The following is a 17,432-nucleotide window of genomic DNA, read 5'->3' as shown; positions in this document are numbered from 1 at the left end:
TGCATAAACATGGGATTACACGCAGATTACCAAATGGAGCTGGACGCGATTCGGCAAGCGTTTGGCTACGACTTTCTGGCCCTGGCCCTCGTAGAGCCTGCCGAACAACAATATGTGATTCGCTGGAAGTACGCGACCGGCAACCTGAATGAACGGTTTCGCCGCATTGTGCTCAAGTCGGGTAAAGGCATTGCCGGAATGGTATTCAAGACCGGAAAATCAGTCTTTATTCCTTCTGTACGTGACTATGTCACGGCAAGCAGTCTTTTTAATTATCCGATTGTCCAGTCCGAAAAGCTTGAAAGTCTGGGTGCTGTGCCGATCTGGAACGATGCCCGTGTTTCGGGGGTTTTGCTTGGAGGATTTCGGGAAGAAAATCTGATGACGCCCGATTTGATGTTTGCGCTTGAGCAAGCCGCGCGCCACGGTATGGGTGAGCTTGACGGCAAGGAGGTGGCTTCGCATTGACCCCTCCGCCTGAAGTCGGCCCAATGAGCCCGTTAATGATGAAACTATTCGAGAACAGCAAAGAAGCCATTTTCTTTTTTGACAAGTCCGGACGGGCTTTAGCGATGAATCCGGCTGCCGAGGAGATTGTATCCGAGGATGTATTGATGAAGCTGTACGAAGGCAGTGAGAAGGCGCTGTGCGGGACTTGCCGTGGCTATACGAGCGATACCGAGCAAATCACTTGTCTGGATTGTTATTTTCAACTTCCTGTGTCTGCCGAACATTCGTCTTTTCAGGTTTACCTGGAGACGAAAGGCAAAGGGGTTGTGCCTTATGCAGGCTCATTCCATACCGTAGATCCGGAAAACGGAACGCGGGTATTCATGCTGCGCGACTTGACGCCTCAGCTACGCGTACAAGAGAAGTTATATCAGAACAAAATGATGAAGCATGTGATCGAAGCGCAGGAAAACGAGCGTAAGCGTCTTTCCCGTGAATTGCACGACAGCGTCGCCCAGGAACTGATGAGTGCCGTCGTTGACCTTCGCGTGCTTAAATATATGACCGATGACGAGACCGTATTGAAAAAGGTGAAGCAGACCGAGGGCGCGATGACGCGTTTGCTCGACGATATTCGGCATCTGTCCGTAGAGCTGCGTCCGGCTGCACTCGACGATTTCGGCCTTGAAGCCGCTTTCCGCTCGCATTTTAAAAGGATAGAGGAAAACTACGGGCTGATTGTCCAGTTTGTATCCGGGCTGGCTCGCAAACGGTATGATAGCGATATCGAAACCGTCATTTATCGGATCTGTCAGGAAGCCGTGCTGAATGCACTGAAGTACGCTCAGGTGGATACGGTCAGTGTGCATCTGTTCGAGCGTGACGGGATGCTTCGGCTTGAAGTCGAGGATGAAGGGGAGGGCTTCGAAGAAGGCTCAGATCCGATCGGGACGGGACTTGGCCTCTACGGAATGCGCGAACGAGCCGAGCTGGCCGGAGGCTCCTTGAGCGTTCAATCCGAACCGGGGATCGGTACGCGAGTGCTGCTTCAAATCCCGATAGCGGAATCCAAGGAAGAGGAGTAATTACGGATGAAAATTGTAATCGCGGACGACCACGCCATTGTACGGAGCGGCTTTTCCATGATCCTGAATTTTCAGCCGGACATGGAAGTGATCGCCACGGCTGCCGACGGAATCGAAGCCTACGCGGCAGTCGCAAAAAACAAACCGGATATTCTGATGATGGATCTCAGCATGCCGCCGGGCGAAAGCGGGCTGATCGCGACCGGCAAGATTAAGGAAGATTATCCCGACACCAAAATCCTGATTTTGACCATGCACGACGACGAAGAGTATCTGTTCCATATATTAAAAAGCGGCGCTTCCGGCTATGTGCTCAAAAATGCCCCGGACGAGGAGCTTCTGCTGGCGATCCGAACGGTTCATGCGGGAGGTACATACATCCATCCCAAGATGGCGACTTCGTTGGTACGGGAATTTATCAAACACGACAAATCAGGCAACTCGGAAGATCCGTTCGAGCTGCTGTCGAAGCGCGAGCTGGAGATCTTGCCCTTGATCGCTAAAGGCTACGGAAATAAAGAAGTCGCGGAGAAGCTGTTTATTTCCGTTAAGACGGTCGAGGCGCATAAAGCCAAGATCATGGAGAAGCTTCATCTGAAAAGCCGGCCGGAGCTGGTAGAATATGCGCTGCGCAAAAAGCTGCTCGACTTCTGACCCTAAGGCAGAAAGGAACATCTCAATGAATCTGACATTCGAAAAACCGGCGATGCGCTTGCTGGAAAACGAACATCGTTATCTGTCCTATCTGGCTGAAGAATGGCATCCGCTAGTGCTGCGTCTGGAAGAAGAACAAGATCCGCATACGGTGCGCGTGCTGCTCGGTACGCTGCGCGAGAAGCTGGAGAGATTCCGTATTCCTTTGAAAAAACATATGGATAAGGAAGAAGAACACTTTTTCCCTGCGTTGGGCGGGTATATCGGCTTTGAACAAGGACCGCTTGTTGGGATTCAGGAAGAACACCGCGAGATCGAGGCTTATCTGGATCATTTCATGCACCATACCGAAGGAGATCCCGAAGCTTTTGCACTGGAGGAGATCCGCGCTGCGGTTCGGGATGCGGGCGAGGCGTTCGAGGTACTGACCGTCAACCATGCGAAAGAAGAAACGGTGCTGTTCCCTATGGCCGAAGCCCGTATTTTGCCCAAGCAGATGCTGAAACTGTACGAACGAATGAACACGATGATTACTTAAATGACGCATACATGCTGAATTATGACGAAAAAACGACTTTGAACCCGCTGTTACAGGGGATTTCAAAGTCGTTTTGGCGTTTATAGGCCACTAAAACCTTAATCGAAGCTTGAAGGAGGGCTTTTCAGGGTTTACCCTGCCTTGGAAAGGGGACTCCCCTATATGCCGGGAACAAGGGGGTCGCTACAATGAGGACAGTAGATCGGTTGACGGCGAACGTCTTTCAGAGTATCGCTTTCCGGCCGGACGAATAACTGTCGAAAAGGTGCGTGCAACATGATCAAAAAAATGCAGCTCCCGCTTCAAACCCTGAATCTGACCGTCGGATTCATGGTCTGGGTCATCATCTCTTCGCTGATGCCCTTCATCAAAGAAGATATCGCCATTCCGGCGGATCGATTGGCTATCGTAACCGCCATTCCGGTCGTGCTTGGCTCAGTTCTGCGCATTCCGCTCGGATACTATGCCAACATCATCGGCGCACGTCTCGTCTTCCTCATCAGCTTTGTGCTTCTGCTGTTTCCCGTGTATTATATCAGCGTAGCCCAATCCATGACCGCGCTGATCATTGGCGGATTGTTCCTTGGGATTGGGGGTGCCGTATTCTCCGTCGGCGTTACGTCGCTGCCGAAGTATTATCCGGCCGAAAAACACGGCTTCGTCAACGGCATGTACGGCATGGGCAATATCGGTACGGCCATCAGCACGTTCGCGGCTCCCGTTTTGGCTACGCAAATCGGCTGGCAGGCTGCGATCAAGTGGTATCTGATTCTGCTGGGCATCTTTATTATCTTGAACTTTGTGTTCGGCGACCGCCGCGAAGTCAAGGTGAAGACGCCTATTATCGAGCAGATCAAGGGCATCTACAAAAACGAAAAGCTATGGCTCGTTTCGTTGTTTTACTTCATTACGTTCGGCTCGTTTGTCGCCTTTACGGTCTACCTGCCGAACTTTCTCGTCACGAACTTCGGCTTGGACAAAGTCGATGCCGGAATGCGAACTGCCGGATTCATCGCGATCGCGACGTTCTTCCGCCCGGTAGGCGGATGGCTTGCAGACCGGTTCAAGCCACTGCTCCTGCTGGGCGGCACATTCGCGATCTATACGGTCGCGGCGATTCTGCTGGCGTTCTCGCCATCGCTTGGTCCTTACACCGTAGGCTGTCTGGCGATTGCCTTCTGCGCAGGTCTGGGCAACGGCATCATTTTCAAACTCGTACCGTTCTATTTCCAAAAGCAAGCGGGTATCGCCAACGGGATCGTTTCCATGATGGGCGGTTTGGGCGGATTCTTCCCACCGATCATGCTGGCGGCCATTCACGGAGCGACAGGGCAATATTCGATCGGATTCATGCTTCTGTCTCAGGTCGCGATGGTCAGCATGGTTCTGGTATTCTGGTTGTACTACCAGGATAAAAGGCTGTCCGACGCCGTAGGCGGCAAAAAAGTATCCAAAGCGCAGTTCAAAACGATGCGTAAATAAGCAAGTGGGCAACGACCCGCTTACACGCCAACAGCCGTCCGGGAATACCGGGCGGCTTCGCATGCAAGGAGGCAGCAATCCACATGAATACTTTTCACGGCGACCGTTATTCCCGTCAAATCCGGTTCAGCCCAATCGGCAAGTCCGGGCAATCCGAATTGGAGCAAGCTTCTGTAGCCGTGATCGGCTGCGGGGCGCTGGGTTCGGCGATTGCCGAGACCTTAACGCGTGCCGGCGTAGCTGAACTGCATCTGGTCGACCGGGATTATGTAGAGTGGTCCAATCTTCAGCGGCAGCAGCTTTTTACCGAACAGGATGCCGAGCAGATGACTCCTAAAGTCGAGGCTGCGCGCGAGCGATTGCTTCAGATTCGTTCCGATCTTCGGTTGCATACGTATTTCGAAGATCTGGATGTGAATTTAATACGGCGTCTGGCCGCTGGCTGTTCTTTAATTATGGATGCCACCGACAATTTCGAGACCCGGCTGCTGATTAACGATGCGGCGTTGGAAGCTCGAATTCCCTGGATTTACGGCGCATGTGTAGGCAGTTCGGGTACGGTATTTCCTTTCGTTCCGGAACGTTCGGCCTGCTTCCGCTGTTTGCTTCCCGTTCTTCCGGCAGCCAATGCCACCTGCGACACGGTGGGCATCATAGCGCCAGCCGTGCAGGTCACAGCGGCCTTGCAATGTGCGGAAGCTATGAAGTGTCTCACCGGAAACGGCAAGGCGCTTCGAACGAAGGTGCATCATTTCGACCTATGGACAGGAACCCAGCTGGATACCGGCATATCCCGAATTCGAAAAGCCGATTGTCCTTCTTGCGGTCCGGCTCCGACATACCCGTCGCTGATCCGCAGCGCAAGGCCCGCATATGCTTCGCTTTGCGGAAGGGATACGGTGCAAGTGTTGCCCGATCCGAATCGTCCGGTCACGCTGGATGACGCAGAACGCATCGGTCATCGGGCAGGCGGCAAAGTTCGTCGAACCCCACATTTTGTCGAGTTCCATGCCCTGGAGGCACGATTCATTTTGTTTAGCAACGGCAGAATGCTGATTCATGGAACAGGTAATATTGACGAAGGACGAACATTGCACCGAAAATTATTTGGGTAGTAGCTTGACCAATCTTAATCAGATGTAGGGAATCGGAGTAAGGGAGTCTGTACAAGCAAGGCGAATAAAGGAGAGATGGGTGATGAGCGAGTATACACCGGATAAGACAGGAAGAGAGCATCTGATCCGCCTGGCCGTGCTCACAATCAGCGATACACGAACCAAAGAAACGGACAAAAGCGGCGGACGTATCTTGGAACTGGCACAACATGCAGGCATCGAAGTCGCGGAATATACCTTATGCACCGACGATGCCGAAGCGATTCACTCCATCGTCGCGGGTTGGCTGTTGCGCAGCGAGATCGACGCCATCATCACCACCGGCGGCACCGGAATCGCAGCCCGCGACGTCACGCTCGAAGCTGTACGTCCTCTTTTCGAAAAAGAACTCGACGGCTTCGGCGAACTGTTCCGCTACCTGAGTTTCGCCGAAGACATCGGCACGCGATCCGTTCTAAGCCGCGCCGCCGCGGGAGCAGCCAAAGAAAAAATGATCTTCGCGCTCCCCGGCTCCACCGGCGCCGTCACGCTCGCCATGCGGCGCATCATCCTGCCCGAAATCCGGCATATGCTGCATGAACTGACCAAGCATCGGTCGGGAGCGGGGGAGTAGGGAGCACGGAGTGCGGCAGGGAGCGGCGGCAGAGAGTAACGAGCGGAAAACAAGAAGCAACGAGCGGGACAGGGAGCAGCGCAGCAGAGGCAATGAGCGAAGCAGCAAGTAACGAGTGTGAAGGTATGGAGTAAGGAAGCAGGAGTAGGAAGCGATAAGCGAAGCAGAGAGTAACGGGCGGAGACAAATGAGTAACGAGCAGACGCAATGAGCCATGAGTGGGGCAAGGGAGAAGCCATTTGAACATGCGGGTTCTCTGCCGTTCATGGATTTGCGATTTCGAGTATTTTTAGGTCTTTCTTAGGCTTTTTTGGGTCTTTCCTGGCTCCTTTTTTGACTTTTTTGGTCTTTTTGATGCCGATGCTCTGCGCTCTGCTGCGATTGTTGACTTTTTGCTCACATTTCGAGGCTGAATTTTCCGAAAACAAAAAAATGCTGAACTTTCGTCAACATTTTCGGCTCGAAAAGACGTTTCCGTCGCTTTTTGGCCTAAAATGTGCGCATAAGGTCAACATTTTCTGCAAAAGTCGATTTTCGGCTCGAAAATGCTGACTTTTTGCTCGCATTTTATTTACCGCTTTTCGACCAAGGCATGTACGCAAACTCCGACGCCAGCAAAAAATGTACGTCGTTGAGTTAGCGTACTAGCGTACACGGTCTAAGAGGATACCCTGCCTCAAAGGTATACCCTATCTTTACAGCCAAAAAAAGAAGCGCCGAGCGCTCCTCAAGTTCCGTGAATTTTTATGTGGGGTTAAAGCAAACCTATCAGCGCGCTCTGACGTAATCGCCCGATTTACCGCCGCTTTTTTCAAGCAGCATCGTCGGTCCGATCACCATTTCTTTGCCGGCCGCTTTGCACATATCGTAGATCGTGAGCGCCGCGGCGCTGGCGGCGGTCAACGCTTCCATCTCGACGCCCGTCGGCCCTTTGGTGCGAACCGTCGCGTAAAGGAAAACTTCGTAGGAAGCCTGCGATTCGTCGACTTGCCATTCGAATTCGATATCGACGCCGCTGAGCATCAACGGATGGCACATCGGAATGATTTGCGCGGTGTTTTTGGCAGCCATGATCCCGGCGATCTGGGCAACGGCAAGCACGTCGCCTTTTTTGTTGCCGCCGCTTTGGATCTGCTGATAAATGGTTTCGTTGACGCGGACGGACGTCGTGGCGCGCGCCGTGCGAACGGTCTCGTTTTTTTCCGACACGTCGACCATGCGGGCGCGTCCCTGTTCGTTAAAATGAGTCAATTCGGACAAAATAATCATCCCTTCATCGTTGCAAGATGAACCCAGTATAGCATGAGCAAAGGAGAAGATTTCAATGGTAGAAATCAGAACGCCCATTTCCGTAAGCGAAGCCGTAGCCCGGGTACAGGCGGAAGCCGTCAGGCTGGGCAGCGAGTTCGTTCCGATCGAAGAAGCGTACGGACGCATCCTCGCGGAGCCTCTGATCGCGGCTCACGACGTGCCTTTTTTCGACCGTTCGCCGTACGACGGCTTCGCGATCCGGTCCAAAGATTCGGTCGGCGCGTCGGGAAGCGGCAGGGTGGCTTTTGAGGTCGTCGACCATATCGGAGCGGGCGCGGTGTCCGACAAAAAAGTAGGCAAACGCCAAGCCGTGCGCATCATGACCGGAGCGCAGTTGCCGCAAGGCGCGGACGCGGTGGTCATGCTGGAACAGACGCAGGAGACAGCCGGAGCGGCAGATGTCGAAGGAACGGAGACAAACGCGTCCTTCACGATCCGCAAACCGTTCGAAGCCGGCGAAAATATCTCTTTTCGCGGCGAGGATATGCGCTCGGGCGAAGAAATCCTGCCTGCGGGCAGCCTAGTGCATCCCGGAACGATCGCATTGCTGGCGACGTTCGGCTACGAGCGGCTTGAAGTCGCGAAGCTTCCGGTCGTCGGCATCTTGTCGACCGGGACCGAACTGCTGGAGCAAGGCTCCGCGCTCGAACCCGGCAAGATCCGCAACAGCAACGGCCCGATGATCGCGGCGCAGCTTCGGCGGATGGGAGTGCGCGGCCGGATGTACGCGGCCGCCGTCGACCGGCTGGACGATATGCTGGATACCGTCCGGCAAGCGCTGACCGAATGCGATTGCCTGATTACGACGGGCGGCGTATCCGTCGGCGACTTCGATCTGCTGCCCGCCGTGTACGAACGCCTTGGTGCGAAGGTGCTGTTCAACAAAGTCGCGATGCGGCCGGGCAGCGTGACGACGGTAGCGGTGCTGGACGGACGGTATCTGTTCGGCTTGTCCGGCAATCCGTCGGCTTGTTATACGGGCTTCGAATTGTTCGCCCGTCCCGCGCTGCTGCGCATGATGGGCGCTCAGCGCGTATACCCGATGCAGACGCGGGCGATTCTGGGCGAAGATTTCGGCAAAGCCAATCCGTTTGCCCGCTTTGTCCGCGCCGTGTACGACGGCGAACGCGTCGTTCCGGCGGGATTCAACAAATCGAACGCCGTTTCGTCGATCGGTCGCGGCAATGCGCTGATCGTGCTGCCGGGCGGCACGCGGGGCTTCAAAGCCGGAGACACCGTGGACGTGATTCTTCCGGGCATGGAAGAAGGCTCGGCGGTCTGGAACCTGTGAGGAAGATCCGTCGCCGGAGCGGCGAAGACAGTGGCATTCGCTGTACAGGCGCCCAAGATGCCAAAAAACGTCGTAGACCGGGCGATACTTCCGAGCCGAAAAGGCTTCAGATCGTCGGGTTCAAAAACAGCGGAAAAACGACGTTGGCCGAAAGCCTGCTTCGCACGGCTCTCGGTCTGGGCTGGCGCGCTTCGACCATCAAGCATCACGGACACGGCGGAACGCCGGATCTGCCGCCGCAACCTACCGATGCTTCGCGCTTTTTTGAAACGGGGGCCGACAGTTCGATCGTCGTCGGCGACGGCGTGATGCTGCTGCAAGGCAGACAGCGAAGCGCAAGCGCGCAGCCGGACGAACTGAACGCGCTGATCCGGCTTACCGAACAGTACGCGCAGCCGGATCTCATCTTGATCGAAGGATTCAAAAACGAACCGTTTCCGAAAATCGTGCTGGTTCGTTCGCTCGAAGATCAAGAAGCGCTCCGGTCGTTGACGAATATCGAACTTATCGTCGCGATCGACGATGACTTGGCTGCGCAACTGTCGCAAATACCGAAAATATCCGCCGCGAAAGCGCCCCAAACCTGTCCGAACGACCCGCTGCGGCCTCTCGTGTACGCCCGGCAGCAGCACGGCGAGATCACGGCCTGGTTCACCCGCTGGCTGAAAGGAGCCTCGATATGAAAGCTTATGAAATCGTGACGGAACCGATCGACCCTCAACGCTACGCCGATTACGTGCTGCGCCCCGAAGCCGGAGCGGTCACGTTGTTTACCGGGCATGTGCGCGAATGGACGCGCGGCATCCGTACGTTATACCTGGCCTACGAAGCTTATATTCCGATGGCCGAAAAAATGCTGGACCGCATCGGCGCGGAGATGGAAGAAAAATGGCCGGGCACCCGAACGGCGATCGCGCACCGGATCGGCGAACTGAAGATCGGCGAGATCGCCGTCGTGATCGCGGTATCGTCTCCGCATCGGCGCGACGCTTACGAAGCGAACGAATACGCGATCGAGCGAATCAAAGAACTCGTCCCGATCTGGAAGAAAGAAATCTGGGAAAACGGCACGGAATGGATCGGCGACCAACGCCGAAAACCGGAAGAAGGAGAGAATCCATGATTACGATCTTTTATTTTGCGGGATTGAAAGAAGCCGCAGGCACGGCGCACGAGCAAGCCGATCTTGCGGGACGAACGGTGAACGAACTATTGGAATGGGTCGGCAAACGGTATCCGCAGATGCCGCTGGACGCGGTTCGCGTCGCGATCAACGAAGAATACGCACTTGCGGAAGACGTGCTGCAACCCGGAGATACGGCGGCGCTGATCCCTCCGGTCAGCGGCGGATGAAGATGCCTGAGCGTGACGTTAACGGCAGCCGGGACCGCGCCGACGACCTTCCGACGATAGGTATTTTGCTGGCGGGAGGCTTGTCGCGCCGCTTCGGTTCCCCCAAAGCATTTGCGATAATGGGTAATCCAAAAGAGAACGACAATCGCATGTTTTACCAGCGTTCGCTTGATGCGCTTGGCGGGGTTTGCGATTCGACCGTGATCGTGACGAGCCGTGAGCTGCAACACCGATTCCCGTCAGAGCTGAAAATCTGCACCGATCTGCCGCATATCGCAGGGCAAGGCCCGCTCGCCGGAATCTGCACCGCCATGCGCGAGTACCCGGATAGCCGCTATATCGTGATGGCTTGCGATATGCCGTCGATCGGTCCTGACGAAGTACGCGGATTGAACGAACTTGCGGCAGCCGCTCCGGCCGCCGACGTGGTCGCCGTGCGCACGCCGGACGCCGCGATCCCGCTGTTCAGCGTATGGCGGCATGACGTGTCGATTCCGTTGGAAAAAGCCGTATTGGCCGGGCAGCTCGGCGTGATGAAGATGCTGGAACGGCTTCATACCTGTTGGATCGACTCCGCGGCCCTCAATCCCGACGAAGACGTTTTCCGCAATCACAATACCGCTGACGACAGCGATCAGCCGCCCGATTAAGAAAGGAGGAAGGACCATGAACCGTCAAACGCCTATAGACCGATTACGCAGACCGATCCGCGATCTGCGCATTTCCGTTACGGACCGCTGCAATTTCCGCTGTTCCTACTGCATGCCCAAAGAAATCTTCGGTGACGACTTCGCGTTCATGCGGAAAAGCGAACTGCTGACGTTCGAAGAAATCGAGCGGTTAACGAGATTGTTCGCGTCGATCGGCGTGAAAAAAATCCGGTTAACGGGCGGCGAACCGCTTCTGCGCAAAAATATGCCCGAACTGGTTTCCCGTATCCTGCACGTCGACGGCGTGGAAGACGTGGGTCTGACCACCAACGGCGTGCTGCTCGGCGCTCATGCGCAAGCCCTTCACGACGCGGGCCTTAGACGGCTGAACGTCAGTCTGGACGCGTTGGACCCCGAACTGTTCGGGCGCCTGAACGGACGCGGGGTCGATTCGGCGCTTATTTTGAAACAAATCGACCGCGCCGTGGACACCGGATTCGAAGTCAAAGTCAATATGGTCGTGCAAAAAGGCGTCAACGAATCCGAAATTTTGCCGATGGCCGCTTATTTTAAAGAAAAAGGCGTGACGCTGCGCTTTATCGAATTTATGGACGTCGGCAACGACAACGGATGGAGCTTCAAAAAAGTCGTCACCAAAAAAGAGATCTACGAACGTCTGCGCGAAGCGCATGAACTGGAAGCCGTCGAACCCGATTATTTCGGCGAAGTCGCTTCCCGTTACCGATACGCGGGAACGAACGCCGAAGTCGGCTTTATCACCTCGGTCTCGGAATCGTTTTGCTCGTCCTGCACGAGAGCGCGTCTATCGTCCAACGGAATCTTTTACACCTGTCTGTTCGCTTACAAAGGCTTTGATCTCCGGGCCTTGCTGCGCGGCGGCGCAAGCGACGAAGAGATCCGCTCGGCGATCGTCGACGTGTGGGAAGCCCGCGCCGATCGGTACTCCGATGAACGGACCGAACAGACGGCGCGAAATCGCAAAAAGATCGACATGTCGTACATCGGCGGTTGATTCTCCATAAAAAAAGGACTGTCCCGAAAACCATGTTCATGGCCGGGGCAGTCTTTTTCTTTACGTCGATCTTGTCGGATCATCGTACGCGTTTTTCGTCATTTGACGATTTTAACTATTGATCGAACCGGTCTGGCCGTCGTCTTTGGCGGATTCGAATTTGCCTTCGCCGACCCGGCGCTTGAACCGCAGGTTCAGAACTTGACCGGCAGCGCGCTCAACCCTTGCGAACTGAGCGCGAAGCTCCAGGTTACGTCTTCGCGCGGAATCGCGAGCTTAAGTTCCGGCAAACGGCGCAGCAGCGTGGAGAACGCGATATCCGCTTCGATCCGGGCCAGCGGCGTGCCCAGGCACATATGAATGCCGTTGCCGAACGCGAGATGACGGGTGACGTTGCGCGCGAGATCCAACGTTTCCGGATCGTCGAATTTCAATTCGTCGCGATTCGCCGATTTGAGCACGGGGAAGATCATATCGCCGCGCCGGATCGCTTGCCCGGCGATTTCCGTGTCTTCGAGCGCGAAGCGCGGACCCGCGATCGTGGAAGGACCGTTGAAGCGCAGCAGCTCCTCGACCGCGGCGGGAACGAGCGAAAGATCGCGTTGAAGCTTCGCCGACTGTTCGGGATGGTCGAGCAGCATCAGGCTGCCCGTCGCGATCAGGTTCGACGTCGTTTCGTGACCGGCGAACACCAACAGCGTAATCATCGAATACAGCTCCTGCTCGCTCAGACGGTCGCCTTCTTCTTCGATCGCGATCAGTTGGCTGATCAGATCGTCGCCCGGCGATACGCGCTTGGCATGGACCAGACGCGCCGTATATTCCCCGAACGCGCGCATATGCTCCGCGACTTCCGGCTCGTGACGTCCCAGACCGAGACCGTGCGCGATCGCGCCGGACCAGAGACGGATATCGGCATGGTCTTGTTCGGGAATGCCCAGCATATCGCAGATCACGTTGATCGGAAGGGGATAAGCGTAATCGCGCACCAGATCCATCTCGCCGTCGGCCTGCACCCGGTCGAGCAATTGATCGGCCAACTCCTGCACGCGCGGACGTAAGCTTTCCATATACTTCGGCGTGAACGCTTTGGACACCAGTCCCCGCAACCGCCGATGGTCCGGTTCGTCCACGGTCAGCATCGACTTTCCAGTAAAAAAGGTAGCGGGGGACGACTCGTCCTGCTGAATGAAGCTTTCGCCGGCGCCTTGATCGTCCAAACTGCTCCGGTCCACGGTGAACCGCCGATGGTTTTTGAGCACTTCCAATGCTTCGTCGAACCGGGTCACCATCCAGGCGCGGAACTTGACGCCGCCCATCTCGACCGGCACCGACAGGATCGGTCCGGCTTCGCGCATTTGCGCGAATACCGCAAACGGATCAAGCCCGTTTTCTCCGTTGAAAATTCCCGAAGCCGCCTGCTCCGCCGTTGTTGTACGCTCGTTGTTCATCCTGATCTTCCTTCCGCGATAGATTTGCTCTCCGCGAGAAGAGCTTAAAAAAATTATATTGTCACAGAGTGACAAAAGTCAATTTAAGACATAGTATGAGTGAACCCGCTTATGTATCCGACTTGTCGGGCTTGAAGCGTCGATTTACGTTTGGCGTATCCGTAAGTTATATTTAGACAAGACGCCAACCTTTGCGAAAGGAGGAACAACCATGACGGAGCCGATCCCCGCGTCGTCCTCGGCCGCCGGGCTGAGAGAACGCAAAAAAAAGATGGCCGAACAGGCCATCACCGAAGCCGCGCTGCATTTATTCAACGAAAAAGGCTATCACGGCACTTCCGTGCAAGAGATCGCCGACGCCGTCACGATGTCTTCGCGCACTTTTTTCCGTTATTTCGATTCCAAAGAAGATATCCTGTCGGGCATGATCCGCTCGATCCAGCAGGAAGGGTTGACGCAGGCCAACGAGCTGCCTACGGAAACGACGGTTCGCGAAGGTCTGCGCCTGATCTTTTTGCATCTGGCCGGACTGTACGAGCGGCAACGGGAAGGGCTGCTTGTCCGTTACCGGATCGCCAAGCAATCGCCCGCGCTCGCTTCGCTGTTTCTGTACGCGACGATGGAAACGGAGCCAGAGCTTTGCCAAGCGCTTGCTTTGCGGCTGAAGCCGGAATCGCTGCATATGGATCTGCGCTTTCTTGTCGCTTTGCATATGACGGCGCTGCGGGTCACGATCGAAGACTGGCTGGAACAGGACGAAGAAAGCTCGCTGACCGCTTCGCTGGAACGCCGACTCGTTTTTTGACCGGTCGACGTTTACTTGGGAGTGTCCGTCTCCGCCGCTTCGCTTTCGCCCAAAATTGCGATATACTCCAACACCGCCGCAATCGCCGAATATTGAAGCCGCAGACGTCGGTCGAGCCTTTCCAGCGCGATCACGAACGACTTTTCCACGGCCGCCGCGTTATGCGCATCCAGGTCTTCCAACAGCTTTTTCATGTGGTCGATAAAATAAACGGTGCGCCGCAAACTGCTGATAACGACGATCCGGCGCAGCTCGCGCGGACCGAAAATCCGGTAGCCGTTACGCGCGTCGCGCGCCGGGGCGATCAGCCCTTCTTTTTCCCAATGCCGGATCGCCGAAGCATTGACGCCCGCGATGTCCGCCGCTTCCCGGATCGACAAGCGTTCGCCAATGCGGCGGCCGCCGTATTTCGCGAAATCCGCTTGCCCGATCAGCTCTTGCATCTCCGCCACGCGCTGCCGCTCCCGCTGGATCTCCGCTTGTTCTTCATTGATCCGCCATAGCGCCTCCAATGCTTTGTTTTCCCGAATAGACTTCATCACCGTGTACGAAACGGAAATGTCGTAAGCTTGAAGCAGCGCCCGCAGCGCGGCAAAAGCTTGCATATGCGGTTTTGCGTATACGCGGCGTCCCGCGCCTTTTCGCGGCACGTCCGGCACCAACTCCAACTGCTCGTAACGGCGAAGCGTAGTGGTGCTGACGTTCAGGAGCCGCGCGGCTTGCGTCGGCGTCCACGTTTCGTTTTCGTCCATATGCCGGAACGTAGTTTGCATGAACAATCCTCCCGCGTCTTTTTTCGAATACGTCTTCAACCTTCAAGTCCAACCTTCAAGTGCTACGGCAATTTTATCATCTTTCGATGCCCGCCGCTGCTGGGGTTGTTCGCGTCAAACCGAAAGGTTGCATGAATGTTGTATGATCGTTAAAGAAATGCAGCGAAGGAGGGAAATAAACATGAAAGCGATCGAAATCAGAAAAGCGGAAGAAGGCAATCTGAAGCAGGTGAACCTGGATATTCCGCGCGGCAAAATAACGGTATTCACGGGGATATCCGGCTCCGGCAAATCAACGCTGGTCGATACGATCTTCCAGGAATGCGGTCGGCAGTATCTGGAGACGATCGGGCTGGAAGGCATCCGCAAACCGAAAGTGGAGTCGATCCGCAATCTTTCGCCGGCCGTACAGATCGGGCAGCATGACAAAAACCGCAATCCGCGCTCGACGGTCGGCACCAAAACGGATATTTACACCGATCTGCGCATGATTTACGAGAAGTTGGGAGAACGGATCTGCCCGCACTGCGGGGAAACGGTATCCGCGGCCGATTGCCGGGAAGAGACGGTCAGATCCGACGGACAGTTTCATGTGTACATGGACTGCAATCGCTGCGGACAACGGATGGACAAGCTTACGCGCACGCATTTTTCCTACAATACCAAAGAAGGAGCTTGCACGCGCTGCGAAGGGCTGGGACATGTTTTGAGCCTTTTGCCGGAACGCTGCGTCGACGAATCGCTTTCCCCCGAAAAAGGCGGGATTCTGTACTGGGTACAAAGCGGGTATTTGGCGTATCAGGTAGATGTGTTATACAAAGCTTTTCGCCATTACGGCGTTTCGGTGAAGCCGGATACGCCCATACGCGAATACGGGGAAGGACGCCGAACGATCCTGCTGCACGGAACGGATTCCGCCGAAGCGAAACGTTTTTTCCCGCAGATCGTTCCGCCCAAAACGGCCGGCAGCGGCAAATTCGAAGGGGTGTACACGACGCTTTGGAGACGCATATCGGAAAAAGGCGGCGAATCCAAAGAAGGGGAAGTTTTTTTCGATTCGGTGGTTTGCCCGGAGTGCGCAGGCGAGCGCTTGAACGAACAAGCCCGAAGCGTCACCGTCGGCCATACGAGGCTACCGCAGCTTGCACGGCTTTCTTTTGAGGAATTGCGGGACTGGATCGCGAAGCTGAACGAATCTCTCGGAGCCGCGCAGCGTGAACCGGCCCGGATCTATCTGAACGACCTGAATACCAAGCTCGGCAGACTGATGCGGACCGGGCTTGGTTATTTGTCGATCGACCGCCAGATGATGACGCTCTCCGGCGGCGAAAGCCAGCGGGTGAGGATGGCAGCGGCACTCGATTCGGATATGACGGGCATTCTGTACGTTTTCGACGAGCCGACGGCCGGTCTGCATCCCCGCGATACGGAAGGCGTGATCGCCATGCTATACCGGCTGCGCGATCTGGGCAATACGGTGATCGTGATCGAACATGACACGGATATGATGAAAGCGGCGGATTATCTTGTCGATATGGGTCCGGGAGCGGGACGCCACGGCGGCGAAGTGATCGCGACGGGAACGTTGGACGAGTTGAAAAAGCAGCGCGGTTCCGTAACGGGACAATATCTGAACGGAATCGCCGAAGCAAGCCCGAACGGGCGGGGATCGGACGCGGCTACGGGAAGCGGAGCAGGCGAGCAGGAACCGAAAAAACCGGTCCGGGCAAAGCCAAACCCGAATCCGAGCCGCGACGAAACCGAACGGCTTGGCGCAGACGGAGCTTGGATACAGATCGAAGGCGCGACTTTGCATAATCTGAACAACGTCAGCGTCCGTTTCCCGACAGAGAAACTGACCGCAGTGACCGGAGTATCCGGTTCCGGCAAATCTTCGCTGATTTTCGGCGTGTTGGCCGAAAGCGGCGCGCATCCGGCGGCCGACGCGATTAGCGGATTGGACAGATTCGACCGGATCGTCAGTATTCGGCAAGCGCAGATTTCCCGCATGAAGCGTTCGAACGTGGCGACATATTGCGATGTCTATACGGACATTCGCAAGCTGTTCGGTTCGCTGGAACCATCCAAAGCCGCCGGATTATCGGCGCGCAGTTTCTCGTTCAACATGGCGGGAGGACGCTGCGAGAACTGCGAAGGACTCGGAACCGTGACGAGCAATATGCTTTTTTTCCAAAATATCGAGGTGGTCTGTCCGGTCTGCGGCGGGCGTCAGTTCCAAAACGACGTGCTTGCGGTCGAGTACCGGGGATATTCGATCCATGACGTGCTTCGCGCTTCGGTCGAAGAAGCGGCGGAATTGTTCGCCGGACGCTCCGGCATCATGCGTACGCTACATCTGCTTCGGGAAGTAGGACTCGGCTATCTGGAGCTGGGGCAGACGCTGACCACGCTGTCCGGCGGGGAAGGGCAGCGGTTGAAGCTGGCGACGGAACTGCTCGGCACGACAGGCAAACGCGTCCTGTACCTGATGGACGAGCCGACGTCGGGATTGCATCCGCTCGATACCGAGCATTTTCTGACGCTGCTGCGCCGCATGGTTCAAGCCGGACACACGATCCTGATCGTCGAGCATAACTTGCAGGTGATCCGGGCGGCGGATTGGATCGTCGACCTCGGCCCGGAAGGCGGCGTGAACGGCGGACAGCTCGTGTTCGAAGGAACGCCGCAAGACATGAAGCTCAGCGGCACGACCGCTACGGCCGAACATTTAAGGAAGGACGGGTGAAATAAGTGCTCAAATGCACTTATTCCGTTCGATTGGCTCCCGAGTCTTCAAATAAGTGCGTATGTGCTAGGCCTGTTGATTA

18 protein-coding genes are annotated in these 17,432 nt (G+C 55.9%); 15 read left to right on the top strand and 3 right to left on the bottom strand.

Annotated elements, in window-relative coordinates:
* Positions 1–9 precede the first annotated feature (9 nt).
* From WKI47_RS19800 to WKI47_RS19770, 7 genes are all read left to right on the top strand, one after another.
* The gene (locus WKI47_RS19800) at positions 10–468 is read left to right on the top strand and encodes a GAF domain-containing protein (RefSeq protein WP_340228907.1); all 459 of its coding nucleotides are present in this window, start codon (positions 10–12) and stop codon (positions 466–468) included.
* Positions 469–491: 23 nt separating this feature from the next.
* Positions 492–1,535: a sensor histidine kinase gene (locus WKI47_RS19795; RefSeq protein ID WP_340228960.1), complete on the top strand. Its 1,044-nt coding sequence runs from the start codon at positions 492–494 to the stop codon at positions 1,533–1,535.
* A 6-nt stretch (positions 1,536–1,541) separates the two neighbouring features.
* Positions 1,542–2,189, top strand: coding sequence for a response regulator transcription factor (locus WKI47_RS19790; RefSeq protein WP_340228906.1), 648 nt, complete (start codon positions 1,542–1,544; stop codon positions 2,187–2,189).
* A 25-nt stretch (positions 2,190–2,214) separates the two neighbouring features.
* Positions 2,215–2,727, top strand: a complete 513-nt coding sequence (locus WKI47_RS19785) for a hemerythrin domain-containing protein (protein WP_340228905.1) — start codon at positions 2,215–2,217, stop codon at positions 2,725–2,727.
* A 276-nt stretch (positions 2,728–3,003) separates the two neighbouring features.
* A complete protein-coding gene (locus WKI47_RS19780; protein ID WP_340228904.1) occupies positions 3,004–4,209 on the top strand; it encodes a nitrate/nitrite transporter in 1,206 nt (401 codons plus the stop codon).
* 83 nt (positions 4,210–4,292) lie between these two features.
* Positions 4,293–5,324 carry a ThiF family adenylyltransferase gene (locus tag WKI47_RS19775; protein ID WP_340228903.1) on the top strand — a complete coding sequence of 344 codons (1,032 nt, stop codon included), beginning with the start codon at positions 4,293–4,295 and terminating at the stop codon, positions 5,322–5,324.
* Positions 5,325–5,406: 82 nt separating this feature from the next.
* Positions 5,407–5,937, top strand: coding sequence for a MogA/MoaB family molybdenum cofactor biosynthesis protein (locus WKI47_RS19770; RefSeq protein ID WP_340228902.1), 531 nt, complete (start codon positions 5,407–5,409; stop codon positions 5,935–5,937).
* A 768-nt stretch (positions 5,938–6,705) separates the two neighbouring features.
* Here WKI47_RS19770 and moaC read toward each other — a convergent pair.
* On the bottom strand, positions 6,706–7,197 hold the full coding sequence (gene moaC / locus WKI47_RS19765; protein WP_340228901.1) for a cyclic pyranopterin monophosphate synthase MoaC: 492 nt from the start codon (positions 7,195–7,197) through the stop codon (positions 6,706–6,708).
* Between the two features lie 64 nt (positions 7,198–7,261).
* Between moaC and glp the strand changes: the two genes are divergently transcribed.
* Genes glp through moaA form a run of 6 tightly spaced genes read left to right on the top strand, consistent with a single transcriptional unit; the run spans position 7,262 to position 11,575 of the window.
* Positions 7,262–8,539, top strand: coding sequence for a gephyrin-like molybdotransferase Glp (gene glp, locus WKI47_RS19760; RefSeq protein ID WP_340228900.1), 1,278 nt, complete (start codon positions 7,262–7,264; stop codon positions 8,537–8,539).
* A complete protein-coding gene (gene mobB, locus WKI47_RS19755) occupies positions 8,536–9,222 on the top strand; it encodes a molybdopterin-guanine dinucleotide biosynthesis protein B (RefSeq protein ID WP_340228899.1) in 687 nt (228 codons plus the stop codon). The genes glp and mobB overlap by 4 nt, the downstream gene beginning before the upstream one ends.
* Complete coding sequence (locus tag WKI47_RS19750) at positions 9,219–9,662, top strand: molybdenum cofactor biosynthesis protein MoaE (protein WP_340228898.1); 444 nt, start codon at positions 9,219–9,221, stop codon at positions 9,660–9,662. The genes mobB and WKI47_RS19750 overlap by 4 nt, the downstream gene beginning before the upstream one ends.
* Positions 9,659–9,892, top strand: a complete 234-nt coding sequence (moaD, locus tag WKI47_RS19745) for a molybdopterin converting factor subunit 1 (RefSeq protein WP_340228897.1) — start codon at positions 9,659–9,661, stop codon at positions 9,890–9,892. Before WKI47_RS19750 ends, moaD begins: the two co-directional genes overlap by 4 nt.
* Positions 9,893–9,894: 2 nt before the next feature.
* Positions 9,895–10,542 carry a molybdenum cofactor guanylyltransferase gene (locus WKI47_RS19740; protein ID WP_340228896.1) on the top strand — a complete coding sequence of 216 codons (648 nt, stop codon included), beginning with the start codon at positions 9,895–9,897 and terminating at the stop codon, positions 10,540–10,542.
* 16 nt (positions 10,543–10,558) lie between these two features.
* On the top strand, positions 10,559–11,575 hold the full coding sequence (gene moaA / locus WKI47_RS19735; protein WP_340228895.1) for a GTP 3',8-cyclase MoaA: 1,017 nt from the start codon (positions 10,559–10,561) through the stop codon (positions 11,573–11,575).
* A gap of 194 nt (positions 11,576–11,769) precedes the next feature.
* On the opposite strand, the gene WKI47_RS19730 is transcribed toward moaA, so the two are convergent.
* Entirely contained in the window at positions 11,770–13,026 is a 1,257-nt protein-coding gene (locus tag WKI47_RS19730) for a cytochrome P450 (protein WP_340228894.1), read from the bottom strand.
* Positions 13,027–13,237: 211 nt separating this feature from the next.
* On the opposite strand from WKI47_RS19730, the gene WKI47_RS19725 reads away from it, so the two are divergent.
* Positions 13,238–13,831 carry a TetR/AcrR family transcriptional regulator gene (locus WKI47_RS19725; protein ID WP_340228893.1) on the top strand — a complete coding sequence of 198 codons (594 nt, stop codon included), beginning with the start codon at positions 13,238–13,240 and terminating at the stop codon, positions 13,829–13,831.
* An 11-nt stretch (positions 13,832–13,842) separates the two neighbouring features.
* On the opposite strand, the gene WKI47_RS19720 is transcribed toward WKI47_RS19725, so the two are convergent.
* Positions 13,843–14,604 carry a MerR family DNA-binding transcriptional regulator gene (locus tag WKI47_RS19720; protein ID WP_340228892.1) on the bottom strand — a complete coding sequence of 254 codons (762 nt, stop codon included), beginning with the start codon at positions 14,602–14,604 and terminating at the stop codon, positions 13,843–13,845.
* Between the two features lie 181 nt (positions 14,605–14,785).
* On the opposite strand from WKI47_RS19720, the gene WKI47_RS19715 reads away from it, so the two are divergent.
* Entirely contained in the window at positions 14,786–17,350 is a 2,565-nt protein-coding gene (locus WKI47_RS19715) for an excinuclease ABC subunit UvrA (protein WP_340228891.1), read from the top strand.
* Positions 17,351–17,432: the final 82 nt, after the last annotated feature.

Source organism: Saccharibacillus sacchari (genome assembly GCF_037722395.1).
Lineage (GTDB): Bacteria > Bacillota > Bacilli > Paenibacillales > Paenibacillaceae > Saccharibacillus > Saccharibacillus sacchari_A.
Note: the sequence above shows the minus strand (reverse complement) of the source record. Positions and strands in the feature narration are given on the sequence as shown.